Source organism: Ruegeria sp. HKCCD6647-2 (assembly GCF_057221075.1).
The window spans coordinates 1-15699 of the sequence record NZ_JBWVBD010000011.1; the positions used below are offsets into that span (position 1 = coordinate 1).

16 protein-coding genes are annotated in these 15699 nt (G+C 58.8%); 14 read left to right on the top strand and 2 right to left on the bottom strand.

The window, feature by feature from the left end; genetic code table 11:
- Positions 1 to 280 precede the first annotated feature (280 nt).
- Positions 281 to 2137 (bottom strand): cobaltochelatase CobT-related protein, encoded by a 1857-nt coding sequence (locus tag AC2TDJ_RS19905; RefSeq protein WP_480844418.1) that lies wholly within the window; start codon positions 2135 to 2137, stop codon positions 281 to 283.
- A gap of 3 nt (positions 2138 to 2140) precedes the next feature.
- Positions 2141 to 2920 carry an IclR family transcriptional regulator domain-containing protein gene (locus AC2TDJ_RS19910; RefSeq protein WP_480844419.1) on the bottom strand — a complete coding sequence of 260 codons (780 nt, stop codon included), beginning with the start codon at positions 2918 to 2920 and terminating at the stop codon, positions 2141 to 2143.
- A 185-nt stretch (positions 2921 to 3105) separates the two neighbouring features.
- On the opposite strand from AC2TDJ_RS19910, the gene AC2TDJ_RS19915 reads away from it, so the two are divergent.
- From AC2TDJ_RS19915 to AC2TDJ_RS19980, 14 genes are all read left to right on the top strand, one after another.
- Complete coding sequence (locus AC2TDJ_RS19915) at positions 3106 to 3609, top strand: cupin domain-containing protein (protein ID WP_480844420.1); 504 nt, start codon at positions 3106 to 3108, stop codon at positions 3607 to 3609.
- 22 nt (positions 3610 to 3631) lie between these two features.
- Complete coding sequence (locus AC2TDJ_RS19920) at positions 3632 to 4666, top strand: hypothetical protein (RefSeq protein WP_480844421.1); 1035 nt, start codon at positions 3632 to 3634, stop codon at positions 4664 to 4666.
- A 110-nt stretch (positions 4667 to 4776) separates the two neighbouring features.
- Positions 4777 to 6285 (top strand): aldehyde dehydrogenase family protein, encoded by a 1509-nt coding sequence (locus AC2TDJ_RS19925; RefSeq protein WP_480844422.1) that lies wholly within the window; start codon positions 4777 to 4779, stop codon positions 6283 to 6285.
- A gap of 129 nt (positions 6286 to 6414) precedes the next feature.
- The gene (locus AC2TDJ_RS19930) at positions 6415 to 7467 is read left to right on the top strand and encodes a maleylacetate reductase (RefSeq protein ID WP_480844423.1); all 1053 of its coding nucleotides are present in this window, start codon (positions 6415 to 6417) and stop codon (positions 7465 to 7467) included.
- A gap of 27 nt (positions 7468 to 7494) precedes the next feature.
- A complete protein-coding gene (locus tag AC2TDJ_RS19935; protein WP_480844424.1) occupies positions 7495 to 8784 on the top strand; it encodes an ABC transporter substrate-binding protein in 1290 nt (429 codons plus the stop codon).
- 67 nt (positions 8785 to 8851) lie between these two features.
- Positions 8852 to 9580 carry an ABC transporter ATP-binding protein gene (locus AC2TDJ_RS19940; RefSeq protein ID WP_480844425.1) on the top strand — a complete coding sequence of 243 codons (729 nt, stop codon included), beginning with the start codon at positions 8852 to 8854 and terminating at the stop codon, positions 9578 to 9580.
- On the top strand, positions 9573 to 10295 hold the full coding sequence (locus AC2TDJ_RS19945) for an ABC transporter ATP-binding protein (protein ID WP_480844426.1): 723 nt from the start codon (positions 9573 to 9575) through the stop codon (positions 10293 to 10295). The genes AC2TDJ_RS19940 and AC2TDJ_RS19945 overlap by 8 nt, the downstream gene beginning before the upstream one ends.
- Positions 10295 to 11161 carry a branched-chain amino acid ABC transporter permease gene (locus AC2TDJ_RS19950; RefSeq protein WP_480844427.1) on the top strand — a complete coding sequence of 289 codons (867 nt, stop codon included), beginning with the start codon at positions 10295 to 10297 and terminating at the stop codon, positions 11159 to 11161. The genes AC2TDJ_RS19945 and AC2TDJ_RS19950 overlap by 1 nt, the downstream gene beginning before the upstream one ends.
- A gap of 4 nt (positions 11162 to 11165) precedes the next feature.
- Entirely contained in the window at positions 11166 to 12188 is a 1023-nt protein-coding gene (locus AC2TDJ_RS19955) for a branched-chain amino acid ABC transporter permease (RefSeq protein ID WP_480844428.1), read from the top strand.
- Complete coding sequence (locus AC2TDJ_RS19960) at positions 12185 to 13015, top strand: intradiol ring-cleavage dioxygenase (RefSeq protein WP_480844429.1); 831 nt, start codon at positions 12185 to 12187, stop codon at positions 13013 to 13015. The genes AC2TDJ_RS19955 and AC2TDJ_RS19960 overlap by 4 nt, the downstream gene beginning before the upstream one ends.
- On the top strand, positions 13015 to 13320 hold the full coding sequence (locus AC2TDJ_RS19965; protein WP_480844430.1) for a YciI family protein: 306 nt from the start codon (positions 13015 to 13017) through the stop codon (positions 13318 to 13320). The genes AC2TDJ_RS19960 and AC2TDJ_RS19965 overlap by 1 nt, the downstream gene beginning before the upstream one ends.
- Positions 13313 to 13732, top strand: a complete 420-nt coding sequence (locus AC2TDJ_RS19970) for a Rieske (2Fe-2S) protein (RefSeq protein ID WP_480844432.1) — start codon at positions 13313 to 13315, stop codon at positions 13730 to 13732. Before AC2TDJ_RS19965 ends, AC2TDJ_RS19970 begins: the two co-directional genes overlap by 8 nt.
- Complete coding sequence (locus AC2TDJ_RS19975; RefSeq protein ID WP_480844433.1) at positions 13717 to 14709, top strand: AAA family ATPase; 993 nt, start codon at positions 13717 to 13719, stop codon at positions 14707 to 14709. The genes AC2TDJ_RS19970 and AC2TDJ_RS19975 overlap by 16 nt, the downstream gene beginning before the upstream one ends.
- Before the next feature lie 40 nt (positions 14710 to 14749).
- Positions 14750 to 15577 (top strand): 3-oxoadipate:acetyl-CoA acetyltransferase, encoded by an 828-nt coding sequence (locus AC2TDJ_RS19980; RefSeq protein ID WP_480844434.1) that lies wholly within the window; start codon positions 14750 to 14752, stop codon positions 15575 to 15577.
- Positions 15578 to 15699: the final 122 nt, after the last annotated feature.

The window sequence follows — 15699 nt, forward strand, 5'->3', positions numbered from 1 at the left end:
GTCATTCACCCGCGGCATCTGACATCGTCAACAGCCAAAAGTTTGCAACAGATCCGTCAAAAACGCTTTTGTTGGTAGCTTTGGCTGTCCAATCCCAATCGAGATGTTGAGCCGAAATTCTCAACAACGCAATTGAGAAGGACCGACGTTTCATCAAGCGTAGGATACAGTCAGAACTCGGCCTAAAGTGTTTTTCATCTTCTTCTGCAAGCGGCACCGGCCCTAGGTCTGTAAGTTCCGAGCCCGCCTTTTGGTTGCGACAATAAAATATGCCGGGAACTCACCACCGACCCGGTAACAAGAAATTGTCCATCACCTCGACAACTGCATCGGCTAGATCCTCGATTTGATCAATACGCCGGTTGATAGGATAGTAGTTCGACACATCGTGCCTTATCCCGATGGCACAAAGTTCAATGTTCATATTTGACTGAACCCGCGCTATGACCTGCCGCAAGTGCTTATCTAGAATAGTCTTGTCTTCATTTTTCTCCAATGTAGCCTGATCAACCGGCGCGCCATCAGACAGCACTATAAGCACTTTGCGCCTTTCCGACCGTTGCGCCAATCGCCTGACCGCCCAATCCAGTGCTTCCCCGTCGATGTTTTCCTTCAAGATGGAAGGCATCAACATCGCACAAATACTGTCGCGCGCGCGGCGTAGGGGCGTAGCAGCATCCTTGTAAACGATGTGCAGCACGTCATTTAGGCGACCCGGCGACGTTGGCTTCCCCGCTCTCAACCAATCCTTGTACGATTTTCCTCCCTTCCAGGCCGAGGTGGTAAAGCCGAGGATCTCGGTCGAGATTGTGCAACGCTCCAGTGCAGCCACCAGAAGTTCGGCGACAATGCAGGCGGTTTCCACCTGCTTACCCCTCATCGAACCGGAATTGTCGATCAGTAGAGTCACGGCGGTATCTCGAAATGGGCTGTCGGTTTCCTGTTTGTAAGCGTGTTCGAAGCCCGGGTTGATGACCACACGGTCCAGTTTTGCCGCGTCGATCAGCCCTTCTTCCAGATCAAACTCCCATTGTCGCGTTTGCTGCGCGAGAATTCGACGTTGGAGCCGACTGACAAGGCGCGTGACTTCGGTACGGTATTCTGACATGCGCGCATCGAGCCTGAGCCGCGCCTCACGCAGACTGGCAGAGGGAGCAAGGTCGTTGGCGTGAACCACGCGATCATGTTGCGTCGTAAACACGCGATAGGGCCTGGGTTTCACTGATGGGCTTGCCGAAACCGGTTGTTGTAGGTCGTTGATGTCGTTTTCGACCTCGCCCGGCTCAAACAGCGGAGCATCGGCCAGGTTGTCGGACACGCGCCGTTCGCTGCTATCCGTTCCTGAATCATCATCCTGATCCGTCAAGGCGCGCCGTTCACGTTCACCGGCCGAGGGCAACTCGGCCAACAAAGCTGCAAGGAAAGATTTGGATTGCTCGGCAAAAGCCCGTTGGTCGTCGATCTCGCTCGCCATCTTGGTAAATTGCATCTGATACCGTTCGCGCAGCCACCTGTCCCACATACGGAACCCTGCGGTTTGCAGGCTTGGCTCGGGGGTGCCCAAGAAACTGTCGCGGCAAACCATGCGCAACGCCTCGGCCAAAGGCAGCAGCGAAGCGAGATGAGCATGCAACAATTGCGCGCGCTTCAGGCGGTCGACCTGCAGGGCGACAAGATTGTTGACCACGCCGGGAAAAGCCGAGGCTTCCAGCGCCTCGCAGCGCAGGTGTTCGAGAAGAAGGAACAGCCGTGCCCGGGTCGAGTCCTTGGGCGACAGTGTCAGATGCAGATCGGGGTCATGATGCACCAGAAAGCTTGCGCTGGCATCGCATTGCCCCCGTAGTGCCACCAGATTTGCGGCGTCCGGTTCGAGTTTCGGCAGTACGATACAATTCGTGTCGGCGCCGGCACCTGGTCCAAAACGCACCTCGACATCCTGCCCGACCATGGATCGCGCGGTGGCCGCCAGGCTGGCCTCGATGTCGCGCAACGCCTGATCCCGGTTTGCCTCTTCGCGCTTCTCGCTTTCGGATTTCAGGCTGTCAGGATCGGACCAGATCGTCAGCCACTCACCACCATGACGCACGACACCTTTGTCGTCGCGCTTCTGGATGGTGCTGCGGACCTCTTTCGTCACCTATCAGACCAGAAGCTGGGATATCTTGTCGGTGGCGGCCTCAAGCGCCGTCAGGCAGCGCGTTTCCAGATCGTCCAGCGATAAGTTTCCAGGATGGCCGCACACATTCACCGCCGCCAGCGTTTCGCCGTGATAGTTCTTTAACGGTACCGAAATGGCGACCAACGAGTTTTCAAGTTCGCGGTCGATCAGGCAATAGCCCTGTGATCGCACACGGCATATCGCGGCAGTAATGTCGTTGATATCAGTCAACGTATTTTCTGTATGCGCTTCAATGTGCGAGGCCAGAAGGACTTCTCGCACCTTGGTTTCCGGTAAAGCACCAAGCAGAACGCGTCCCATTGCCGTACAATAGGCCGGTTTCTGCGAGCCAATATCCATTGCCATCGTCATCACACGGTCGGTCTGAAACCGTGCAACGTAGACCACGTCCACGCCCTCCAGCACCGTGACCGACACTGCCTCATTCAATTCATCCCGCAGTTTTTCGAGGATAGGTGACGCCAGCGACAGCCAGTTTTGCGAGCTGAGATAGGAAAAGCCAAGCTCAAGCACCTTGGGCGACAGACTGTAATACTTGCCATCAGTATACATGTAGCCTAGTGCGTGCATGGTCAGAAGCAGTCGTCGTGCGCCCGCGCGTGGGAGTTCCGTGACGCGAGCCACGTCGGAAACCGTCATCTTTTCGGTCCCCTCCTTAAAGGATCGCAGCACGCGAAGTCCCTTGGCGAGCGATCCAACGAAATCCCGATTCGTGTGTTCTATTGGCTCCAGAACCGTCATTTTGGCGCTTTTTCCTCTCGATTCGCCTCAAATTTAACCGCATACCGAACAAATGGGCGTATTGCGAACATTTCCCGGGTCACTCTGTTGACGTAAAATAACGAACATGAGCACAGTTCGCAATATGAACAGCCGTTCGGAATGCGAACACATGGATCGGCTGAAATGCTAGGAGGAGATAGGCCGTGAGCCAGTACACCACAGATTTCGCCTCGATCGACGAGTATGACAGCGGATCAATCACCGTTATCAGCGAGGACAACAAGAAGAACTATGTCTTCTCGAACATGTACGAGGTTGCCGCAAAATCCGCCCCATACGAGCGCGTCGCTGTGGCCAAGAATTTCGAATACGTGATCGAGTCTACGCGCGCCGAAGGCACATCTCCCTGGTACACGGCCGCCCATGACGAGTTCGCCGTTGCGATGGACTACCCGGTTACGGTCGAACTGGTAAAACTCGAAGACCCCGATGCCGTTGTCGATCCCGAAAGCGAAGGCGCGCATAAGCTATCCGGTGATCCGCAAGGCCCCAAAATGGGCACGATCAAACTGAGCCGCGGCCATATGGCCCTGCTGCCGGTCGGTGCGGCATACCGTTTTAGCGCCGAAAGCCCAGCCACCCTTATGATCCAAACAATAGACGGACCCGTGACCCAGCACAAATGGGCCGAGTTCTGTCAACAGTAAGTTTCGCGGAGGAGACACCAAAATGGCTATGAAAGAAGATCTCGGCAACACCGAAATCAGCAATCCCCGCGGGCTGCCGCTGTCCGGCGGGTTCTCGGTCGACCCTGCCGATAACGTGACCGGATACAAATCCTTCAAGGCAGGCAAGTTCAATTTCCGCCGGGACGAGTATTTCGCCTATATCGAAACCCCGAAGGGCACCCACACCATGTCGGTGGACGTATTTCTGCGCGCATTGATGCGCGACGTGGCATGGGGCTTTTTCTACGGCACCGTGAATTTCGACCCGGTCTTCGGCACCACCAACTATTATGGTGAGGTCGAGATGTTCTACGGCACGCTGAACGAAGCCTATGTCGCCGATGGAAACGACTATATCGAGCGGTTCAAGGCTGATGAGCTGATGGAGATCTTCAAAGGCATGATCTCGGACTGGACCATCGAAGGGTTCGATCCCTTCGCGGCGCCTCGTGAAACCGGCACGCCCTGGGGCATCAAGAACGGAGATAATGACGATGCAGTCAGCCGCCAGCGCGTCACCGCTCGCCGAATGGTCGGCGTCCCCGGAGACACACCGCTGCGTACCGATGTGAACGGCTATCCCGTCAACGTCATGTTCGATGATGTCGATCAGGGTCAGCCCGAGGTGGATGCAGAGCCGGGTTTCGAGCATGAGGTTCAGGCCTATAACCTGTTCGGCTATCTCAGCCGCTCGGACGTGACCTGGAACCCGTCGGTTTGCTCGGTAGTCAAGGACAGCCTGTTCTGCCCGACAACCGAGGAATACATCCTGCCTGTCGAGCATGGCAATGACCGCTGCGAGTGGTTCATTCAGATGTCCGACCAGATCACCTGGAACATAAAGGACGGTGAGCGAGGCCGCCCCAAGGCGGTGGTGCACATGAAGGCCGGCGACGTGGCCTGCATGCCTGCCGATGTCCGCCATCAGGGGTTTTCGCCGAAGCGGTCCATGCTTCTGGTTTGGGAAAACGGCTCGCCCAAAATCCCGGATCTTATCCGTGACGGCAAAGCACCCAACGTAGCCGTCGATTTCTGATCTGAACAAATTTCCGGGCAGGGAACCGCTTTGCCCGGAGCAACCTCGAGACACGCGATAAGCGCTACCCGTGGAATGCCCGCTTTCCATGAACGGAGGAGATTTGCGCGATGACCATCCTGCCCGCCTTCAAGAACGCTGGGTTGACCCGGCCGATCCAGACCAAGCTGTTTATTGGCGGTGAATTCGTCGACGCCGTCGGCGGCGGCACGATCGACGTTCTGAACCCTTTCGACAACTCCAAGATTTGCGAGATAGCCGAAGCCCGCGAGGAAGACGTGGATCGCGCAGTGGAAACGGCAAAGGCCGCGTTCCCGGCCTGGTCGCGCATGGACCCCGCCGATCGTGGCCAGCTTCTGCTGAAACTGGCGGATGCCATCGAAGCCAATGCCGAAGAGCTGATCCGGCTTGAGGCGCTGGACACTGGCCACCCGGTGCGCGATGCACGCAAGCTCGACGTTCCACGCACCGCCCGCTGTTTCCGTTATTTCGGCGGTATGGCAGACAAGGTCGAAGGCTCGCTGCCGCCAGTCTATCCGGGCTTCATCAACTATGTGCAGCGCGAACCGCTTGGCGTGGTGGGGCAGATCGTGCCTTGGAACTTCCCGCTGATGTTCACCAGCTGGAAGATGGCGCCGGCGCTGGCCGCCGGGAACACGATTGTCATCAAGCCTGCCGAAATCACGCCGCTGTCGACGCTGCGTGTTGCGGAGCTAATGAAAGAGGTCGGTATCCCTGACGGCGTGGTCAATGTGGTGCCCGGTTACGGCCACGCCGCCGGCGCTCGCCTGGCGGAACACCCCGATGTGAAAAAGATCGCCTTTACCGGCTCCACCGCCACCGGCCGCCGCATCGTACAAGCCTCGGCCGGTAATCTGAAGAAGGTGCAGCTGGAGCTGGGCGGCAAAGGACCCAATATCATCTTCAAAGATGCTTTCCTGCCAGCCGCTGTCGGCGGATCGGCCTGGGCGATTTTCCACAACCAGGGTCAGGCCTGTATCGCCGGTTCCCGCATCATCATTCACGAGGATGTGGCCGATGAATTTACGGAAAAATTTACTGCGCTGGCCAAATCCATCCGTCTCGGCAATCCGCTGGATACAAATACCGAAATGGGTCCGCTGACATCGAAGATGCATCAACAACGGGTGTTGGAGTATTCCAGGATCGCCGTCGATGAAGGCGGCGAGATTGTCACCGGCGGCAAGGCCCCCGACTCAGCCGAGCTGAAGGAAGGCTGCTTCGTCGAGCCCACCGTGGTGCGCGCCACAATCGACAGTCGCGTTTGCCAGGAAGAGGTGTTCGGCCCTTTCGTCACTGTCTCGACCTTCCGCGAGGAAGAAGAGGCGCTGAAGATGGCCAATGGTGTGATCTACGGGCTGGGATCGGGCTTGTGGACGCAGAACCTGTCCCGTGCGCACCGTTTTGCACGGGATATTCAGGCCGGCATGGTCTGGATCAACTCCTACAAAGTTGTCCACCCGGCCTCGCCTTTTGGCGGCATCGGCGAAAGCGGCTACGGCCGGGAAATGGGGTTCGAAGTGATGCGCGAATACACCCAACCGAAATCGGTCTGGGTCAATGTCGATGCACAAATCCCACCTCATTACGAGCGCTGAGGGAGGCTGCGATGACTAAGAGTAACGACTCCGTCTGCTGCGGAAAATGCAAAAAGGCCGAACTCGGCACGTGCACGAAGCTGGAAAAGATGCTGGCCGCGCTGAAACCTCCGGCTAAGGAGAAAACCCGTGCAGTTTGACTATGACAGCTTGTCCTCACGCGTGATCTTCGGTGCCGGACGCTGCGCCGAAGTGGGCGAGGAGCTCGACCGGCTGGGCATCAAACGGGCGCTGGTCCTGTCTACCGCCGATCAGTCCGAGGCCTGCGCGACTTTTGCTGCCATGATCGGCGACCGGGTGGGCGCGCTCTATCCTGGCGCGGTCATGCATACGCCGGTGCAGGTTACGGAATCCGCGATGCATCAGATGGAGCAGATGAACTGCGACGGTATCCTGTCTGTTGGCGGTGGATCGACCATCGGTCTGGGCAAGGCCATCGCCTACCGCACGGATCTGCCGCAGGTCGTGGTGCCCACCACCTATGCAGGGTCGGAAATGACACCGATTCTCGGCCAGACCGAAGGCGGTGTGAAAACCACGCTGCGCTCGCCCAGGGTTCTGCCCGAGACCGTTATCTACGACCCCGAGCTGACGTTAACCTTGCCGGATTTCATCTCGGGCCCGTCCGGTATGAACGCCATCGCCCATTCGGTCGAAGCGCTTTACGCGCAAGATGCCAACCCGATCATCTCGATGATGGCAGAAGAGAGTATTCGCGCCCTCGGCGCGGCGCTGCCAAAAGTGATGGACGACGGCAGCAACGTCGACGCCCGTGCCGAGGCTCTATACGGTGCCTGGCTGGCCGGGGCTTGTCTCGGTTCAGTCGGCATGGCGATCCATCACAAGATTTGCCATACGCTGGGCGGCTCATTCGACCTGCCTCATGCCGATGTGCATTGCCTGATGATTGCCTACTCTGCGGCCTATAACCGCGAGGCAGCACCCGACGCAATGGCGCGCACTGCGCGCGCGTTGGGGGCCGAGGATGCGCCTTCAGCCCTGTATGATCTGTTGCAATCGGTCGGCCGAGTCAAATCGCTGGCCGAGCTTGGCATGACCGAGGCCGGGCTGAACAAGGCCGCCGATCTGGCGGTGCAGAACCCCTATTACAATCCGCGCCCCGTCACCCGCGATGGGGTACGCGAGATGCTGCAGGCGGCCTTTGACGGAACCCGCCCGTAACCAACAAACTTGCTAAGGGAGGAAGTAATGTTAATTCGCCAACCCGGTCTCATCGACCGCAGAACTCTTATTAAAACCACGCTTGCCAGCGCCGCGCTGACATCCAGCCTGTCCTTCACCCGCCGCGCCCACGCAGCCGACGGCGTGATCAAGATCGGCTATGTCAGCCCCCGAACCGGGCCGTTGGCGGCATTCGCGGAATCAGACGAATACATCCTTGCCGGGATAAACGCCGCGTTCAGCGAAGGTATCACCATTGATGGCAGCACCTATGGTGTTGAGGTGATCGTCAAGGACAGCCAGTCGAACCCCAATCGCGCAGCGGATGTAGCGGCGCAGTTGATCCTCGAAGACGAGGTCAATCTGATGGTCGTCTCATCAACCCCGGAAACCACAAACCCGGTCTCAGACCAGTGCGAAATCAACGGGGTGCCCTGTATCTCAACCGTAGCACCGTGGCAGCCTTGGTTCTTCACCCGTGGCGGCGAGCCGGAAACCGGGTTCGAATACACTTACCACTTCTTCTGGGGCCTTGAGGACGTCATTGCCGTCTTTACCGAGATGTGGGGGCAACTTGACACCTCAAAGGTCGTGGGTGGCATGTTCCCCAATGACGGCGACGGCAATGCCTGGGGTGATACGGAACTGGGCTTTCCCAAACCACTTTCAGAACTTGGCTATGACCTGATCGATCCGGGCCGCTATCAGAACCTGAGCGATGATTTCTCAGCCCAGATTTCCGCCTTCAAAAATGGCACTGCTGATATTGTCACAGGGGTCATGATCCCTCCGGATTTCACCACTTTCTGGACCCAGGCCCGGCAACAGGGTTACACGCCGAAAATCGCTTCGATGGGCAAGGCCATCCTGTTCCCGGTGGTGGTCGAGCAACTTGGCGACGCGGGGCAGAACCTCAGTTCCGAGGTTTGGTGGACGCCAAACCACCCGTTCTCATCCTCGCTGACAGGTCAAAGCGCCGCGCAGGTTGCGGACGGCTACACAGAGGCAACCGGCCGCCAGTGGACTCAACCCATCGGTTTTGCCCATGCCCTTTTCGAGGTGGCCGCCAACGCCTTGTCGCGCTCGGGCGATCCGTTCGACTATGACAAGGTGCGCGATGCTGTTGCAGAAACCAAGCTGGACACCGTCGTCGGCCATATCGACTTCAGCGCCGGGCCGGTGCCAAACGTGTCCAAGACCCCCTTGGTAGGCGGTCAGTGGCGTCTGGGCGGACCATTCAAATACGACATGGTGATCACCGCCAACGGGATCGCTCCAGAGGTACCGACCGGTGGGTCTATGGAGGCTATTTCCTGATCCACATGTTCCGCTCCGGGCATCTCTCCCCCGCTCGGGGCACAACCTGTATTCCGGAGGACGCTTCATGAGCGACATCCTGACATTGGAGTCAGTGTCTAAGAGCTATGGCAAGCTCAAGGTGACAGACGATCTGAGCTTCACGCTGAAAGATGGTGAGGCGCTTGGCGTCATCGGTCCAAACGGTGCCGGTAAAAGCACCATGTTCAATCTGATCGCGGGTGGCGTGAAACCTGATGCCGGGCGCGTGAACTATCAGGGCAGTGACGTGACCGCCTTTTCCGCGTCGAAACGATGCCGTCTGGGCGTCGGGCGCAGCTACCAGATTCCGCACCCCTTCGCCGGGATGACAGTTTTTGAGAACCTGCTTGTGGGCGGTGCCTTCGGTGACTCGGTTCGCGAAAGCGAATGTTATGACCGCTGCGTCGACGTGCTGGACCGGACCGGTCTGCTGCCCAAAGCCAATGTCCGCGCCGCAGCTCTGACGCTACTGGAACGCAAGCGTCTGGAAATGGCGCGCGCGCTGGCCACCAATCCCAAGCTGCTGTTGCTGGACGAAATCGCCGGCGGTCTGACCGAGCATGAATGCCACGAACTGGTTGATACCATCAAAAGCATCCACAAATCAGGCGTCTCGATCATCTGGATCGAACACATCGTGCATGCGCTTCTGGCCGTGGTCGACCGGCTGATCGTGATAAATTTCGGCGCCAAGATCGCCGAGGGCGATCCGAAGGAGGTGATGAACTCACCCCAAGTCAAGGAAATCTACATGGGGATAGAAGGCGATGGCTGATCCGGTTCTGCAAACCCGCGGGCTGACCGCTCATTACGGCGACTTTCAAGCCCTGTTCGGGATCGACTTCGAGATCCACGAGGGCGAAACGGTTGCCATCATCGGCTCGAACGGGGCTGGAAAATCAACTTTCCTGCGATCGATCACCGGTATGCTGGATACCACTGGTCAGGATATTGCCTTTCTGGGCCGTCCGGTCGGTGGCACTGCGGCGCACAGGCTTGTCAAACAGGGGCTGGCAATGGTGCCCGAGGGGCGCAGGCTGTTTCCCTCTCTCACGGTCGAAGAAAACCTGCTGATCGGAGCCTATGGCCGCAGCGGATCGGAATGGACGCTGGAAACGATCTACGAGCTGTTCCCAATCCTGGCTGAGCGCCGCCATCACGGTGGCACCGACCTGTCCGGCGGTCAACAGCAGATGGTGGCAATCGGACGGGCACTGATGTCGAACCCGAAGTTGCTGTTGTGTGACGAAATCAGCCTTGGCCTGGCGCCCATCGTCATCAAGGACATTTACGAGGCCGTCCCCAAGATCAAAGCGCATGGCGCGACCATGATCGTGGTCGAGCAGGACGTAAATCAAGCGATGGCCGTCGCGGATCGGGTCTACTGCTTTCAGGAAGGTCACGTCTCGCTGACCGGTAAACCCGGGGACCTGACCCGCGAACAGATATCGGCCGCCTATTTCGGCCTTGAGGATGGGGAGGCTGCCTAATGGACTGGGTAAATGCAATCATACAGGGGATCCTGCTGGGCGGGCTCTATGCGCTCTTCGCCGCGGGGCTGAGCCTCATGTTCGGCGTGATGCGCTTCGTCAATATCGCACATGGTGATTTTATCGTGGTGGCGGCCTATGGCGCGCTGATCGTTGTCGCGGCCTCCGGGGTTCACCCGCTGTGGGCCATGCTTGTCGTGGTGCCAGGGATGGCCCTGATCGGATATGTGGGCCAGCGGGTGCTGCTGAACCGAACGCTGGGCGAAGATATCCTGCCGCCATTGCTGGTGACCTTCGGGTTTTCGATCATCATCCAGAATGTGCTGCTTGAGGTGTTTTCGGCCGACAGTCAGAAATTGCAGGCGGGATGGCTGGAAACCGCCTCGATTCCGATCAACCAGAGCATTTCCATCGGGGTCATGCCGCTGCTGATCTTCGCTTCGGCGTTGATCGTGATCTCCGGATTGCAGGCGTTCTTCTACAAAACCTCGCTGGGCCGGGTGCTGCGCGCCACGTCCGATGATCAGGATACGGTGCGCCTGATGGGGGCCAACAATGCCAGGATCTTCGGCTATGCCACGGCGATCGCCTCGGCCGTGGTCGGGATTGCCGGTGTCTATCTGGCGATGCGCACGAATTTTGACCCTTCGGTTGGACCCGCGCGCCTGCTGTTTGCCTTCGAAGCCGTGATCATCGGCGGGCTGGGCAACCTCTGGGGGACGCTTGCGGGTGGCATCATTCTGGGCGTGGCGCAGGCCATCGGTGCTCAGATTGATCCGGGGCTCCAGATCCTTGCGGGCCATCTGGCCTTTCTTGTCCTGCTGGTGGTCAAACCGCAGGGCCTGTTTCCGAAGATGAAAGGGTAATCCGATGAGCCTGAACTACACGGTCCAACGCTCGACCCGCGCCAGCCAGATTTCCATGAGCGTTGCCGCCATCGTTCTGATCGTCCTGATCGCCGCGCCCTGGTGGGCCGGACGGGCCGAGCTGCGCCTGATGGTCGAAATCTTCTACTATCTCGCGCTGGCGCAGATGTGGTCACTGCTGGCAGGTTATGGCGGTCTTGTCTCGGTCGGGCAGCAGGCCTTTGTTGGTCTGGGCGGCTATTTGTTGTTCGCTCTGGCGGCCTTTGGCGGCGTGCATCCGATCATGGCGCTGGTGCTGGCGGGTGTGCTGACCGCGCTGGTGGCCATGCCTACGGCACTTGTCGCCTTCCGGCTGCAGGGGGCCTATTTCGCCATCGGGACCTGGGTCATTGCCGAGGTGTTCCGACTAGGCTTTGCGCAGGTCTCGGCACTTGGCGGCGGTTCGGGCATGTCGCTGCCTGCGACCATTGTCAAATCCATCGCCGCCAGCCGGGCGGGGAGGGAACATCTGGTTTATTGGGTCGCCCTCGGCATCGCGGTCGGTGCCGTCGCGCTGGTGTTCTTCCTGCTGAGGTCGCGTTGGGGGCTTGCGATGACCGCCATTCGCGACAGCGAGCCCGCGTCCGAAAGCCTGGGCGTCGAAACCTATCGCACCAAATTCATCGTCTATGTTGTGGCTGCCGGAATGACGGGGCTGGTCGGCGCGCTGATCTTCCTGCAGAAGCTGCGGATCTCGCCCGACGCGGCATTTTCAGTTCAGGACTGGACCGCACTGGTCATCTTTATCGTCGTGATCGGCGGCATCGGAACCATCGAGGGCCCGATCCTTGGCACAATCATCTTCTTCATCCTGCGTGAGATCGCGGCGGATTGGGGCAGCTGGTACCTGATCGTGCTGGGCGGCATCGCTGTGTCGGTTATGCTGTTTGCACCCAAGGGCATCTGGGGCTTGATCAGCACGCGCTACGATATCCACCTGTTCCCGGTCGGACGCCGCCTGATTGTCAATGAGGAGGACCGCAAATGAGCTATTTCACCGAAGACAATTCGGAAGCCGCCGTCATCAACCGTCTGGGCGATGACGTAGACCCAAGGTTCCGCCAGATCATGGAAAGCGCGGTCAAGCATCTGCACGGCTTTGTCAAAGAGGTCGAGCCGACCATGGATGAATGGTTTCAGGCCATTCAATTCCTGACCGCTACGGGCAAGATGTGCGACGACAAGCGGCAGGAATGGATTCTCGCCTCAGACACGCTGGGTGTTTCGATGCTGGTCGACGCCATCAACCACCGCCGCCCGGATGGCGCCACCGAGAATACTGTCCTCGGCCCTTTCCACGTAAGCGGCGCGCCCGAACGGGCGCTGGGGGACAATATCTGTCTAGACGGCAAGGGCGCGCTCTGCGTGGTGTCGGGAACCGTGACGGATGAAAACGGCGCGCCGATTGCTGGGGCCAAGTTGGATGTTTGGCAAACCAACAACGAAGGCTTCTACGACGTCCAACAGCCGGGCGTGCAACCGGATATGAACATGCGCGGCCTGTTCACCACCGATGAAAGCGGCCACTACCACTATACGACTGTCAAGCCCCTGCCCTATTCCATCCCGACAGATGGACCAGTGGGCGAATTGCTGGAGGCAATGGGACGGCATGCGATGCGCCCGGCCCATATCCACTACATCGTCTCGGCGCCGGGTTACGAAACACTTGTGACGCATATTTTTCCAAAGGGCGATCCCTATCTGGACAGCGACGCGGTGTTCGGGGTCAAGGAAAGCCTGATCGTCGATTTCGTGGACGAAGGCGGCAGTATCTCTGCCCGGTTTGACGTGAAGCTCAAAAAGGTCGGCTAATGCCCTATTTCGTCGTTCATGCGCTGGATGCACCGGGCAAGGCCGAGGCGCGAGCCGCGAACCGGCCTGCCCATCGCGCCCGCCTGCGCCAGCATGACCATCCAGTGACCGTCAGGATCGGCGGGCCGTTGCTGGACGACAGCGACCAGATGTGTGGCTCCATGCTTGTGATCGAGGCCGCCGCACGTGCCGATGTCGAGGCCTATCTGGCGGGCGACCCGTATATTCTGGCCGACGTCTACGATCAGATATCGATCCACGGCTTCAACTGGGGGCTTGGACAACCGGAGGAAAATCATGGCTGATGCATTAAGCAAGCCGGACCCCTGGCTTTGGCGAACACGACCGCGAGCGCCGATGCCCGGTGCCGAGCTGGGTCCGCTGGATGAGATCGCGGTCGGTTCGGCCAAGGAATATGTTTTTGGCCGCGGCACGACGGTGTTTTCGATGTTTGTCGTGCGGCAGGGCGGCGACCGCGTCTATGGCTATCTCAACCTGTGCCCGCATTACTCGCAACCGCTGAACTACCGCAAGGGCATGTTCATGAACGATGATGGCAGCCGCATCCGCTGCACCATGCATTTTGCCGAATTCCGGGTCGAGGACGGATATGGCGTCTCGGGCGCGGCTGAACGGTGCTGGCTGGACCCGGTGCCGGTTCTGGTCAAGGACGGTATCCTTCATATCGCCACGCCCGATGAATGGGAGGCAAAGTGATCAACATCGAGGATCTGCCTGCCCGTCCTGACAGGGATGTATCGATCCGCGAAGTGTTCGGGATCGACACGGACGCGACGGCCGCGGCATTCTCCGATCCCTGCGATCATGTCCCCACGATCGACCCCGGCTACCTGTTCGATCCGGCGGCTACCATGGCGATCCTTTCGGGGTTCTCCGGCAACCGGCGCGTTCTGATTCAGGGTCCTCACGGGACCGGGAAATCAAGCCATATCGAACAAGTCGCGGCCCGTCTGAACTGGCCCTGCGTGCGGATCAATCTCGACAGCCATATCAGCCGGATCGACCTTCTGGGCAAGGACGCCATCGTGCTACGCGACAACTTGCAGGTGACCGAGTTCCGCGAGGGCATGCTTCCCTGGGCCTATCAGCACCCCGTGGCGCTGGTGTTCGACGAATATGATGCCGGACGGCCCGACGTCATGTTCGTCATACAAAGGGTGTTGGAGGCCGAAGGCCGCCTGACCATTCTGGACCAGAACCGGGTCTTGCACCCGCACCCGTTCTTCCGCTTGTTCGCCACTGCCAACACCATTGGTCTGGGTGACCTGACGGGGCTGTATCACGGCACCCAACAGCTGAACCAGGCGCAGCTGGACCGCTGGACCGTGACCCAGCGGCTCGATTACCTCGACGAAGCGGATGAGATCTGCATGGTCCAAGGCAAGGCAGCGTGGATGGCTAAGGATGAGAACCTGCCACTGATGGTGCGCATGGCCGGACTGACCCGCAACGGCTTTCGCACGGGCGATGTGTCCACAGTCATGAGCCCGCGAACAGTGCTGGCCTGGGCCGAAAATATCCGCCTGTTTGGCGATATCGACTACGCTTTCCGCACAGCCTTCCTCAACCGCTGCGACGAGACAGAGCGCGGCATCTTCTGTGAATATTATCAACGTTGTTTCGGCCGGGACCTGAAAGATAGCGATCCCGCGCCCTGGGGACGCGCGACCTGAACCCGCTGTTCAGACGCGCGCCCAAAATTCGGAGAAACCCATGCCCAAACCCTGCATCATCTGCGTTGCCATCACCGGATCGCTTCCAACCAAGAAGAACAATCCGGCGGTACCGATCACCGTTGAGGAACAGATCGAAAGCACGCAAGAAGCCTTCGAGGCCGGAGCATCCATTGTGCACGCTCATGTCCGCAACGACGACGAAACGCCAACAAGCGACCCGGAAAAATTCGCGAAGCTTATGGAAGGTATCAAAAAACACTGCCCTGGCATGATCATTCAACTGTCAACTGGTGGGCGTTCGGGAGCGGAGAGAGAACGTGGTGGAATGCTGCCGCTCAAACCCGATATGGCGAGCTTGGCGGTTGGCTCCAACAATTTTCCGACCCGTGTCTATGAAAACAGCCCAGATCTGGTGGATTGGTTGGCCGTGGAAATGCGGACCTACAACGTAAAGCCCGAGATCGAGGCTTTCGACCTGTCGCACATCCATCAGGCGGTGGCCATGAACAAAGATGGCCGTATCCAGGGTTCGCTCTACGTGCAGTTCGTCATGGGTGTGAAAAACGCGATGCCCGTGGATCGGGACGTGTTCGACTATTACGTGCGCACGGTTGAGCGTCTGGCACCCGATGCGGAATGGTGCGGTGCGGGTATCGGACCACATCAACTGACCCTGAATGAATGGTGCATTGCCGCCGGAGGCCATGCCCGCACCGGGCTTGAGGACAATGTGCGGTTGGACAAGGACACGCTCGCCCCCTCCAACGCAGCCCTTGTGGCACGCACCGCAAAACTTTGTGCAAAACACGATCGCCCTGTTGCAACGTGGCAAGAAGCCAGACAACTGCTGGGCCTTGCTGGTTGAGATTGGTGTTCACGAGCACAACCGGATCTTTTGCAAACTTTGACCGTTGACGCCCGGGAATGCAGATAGTGAATGGCCGCCAGTGTATTTCAACACCGATGCGTTGATCGCCTCGTTTCCTG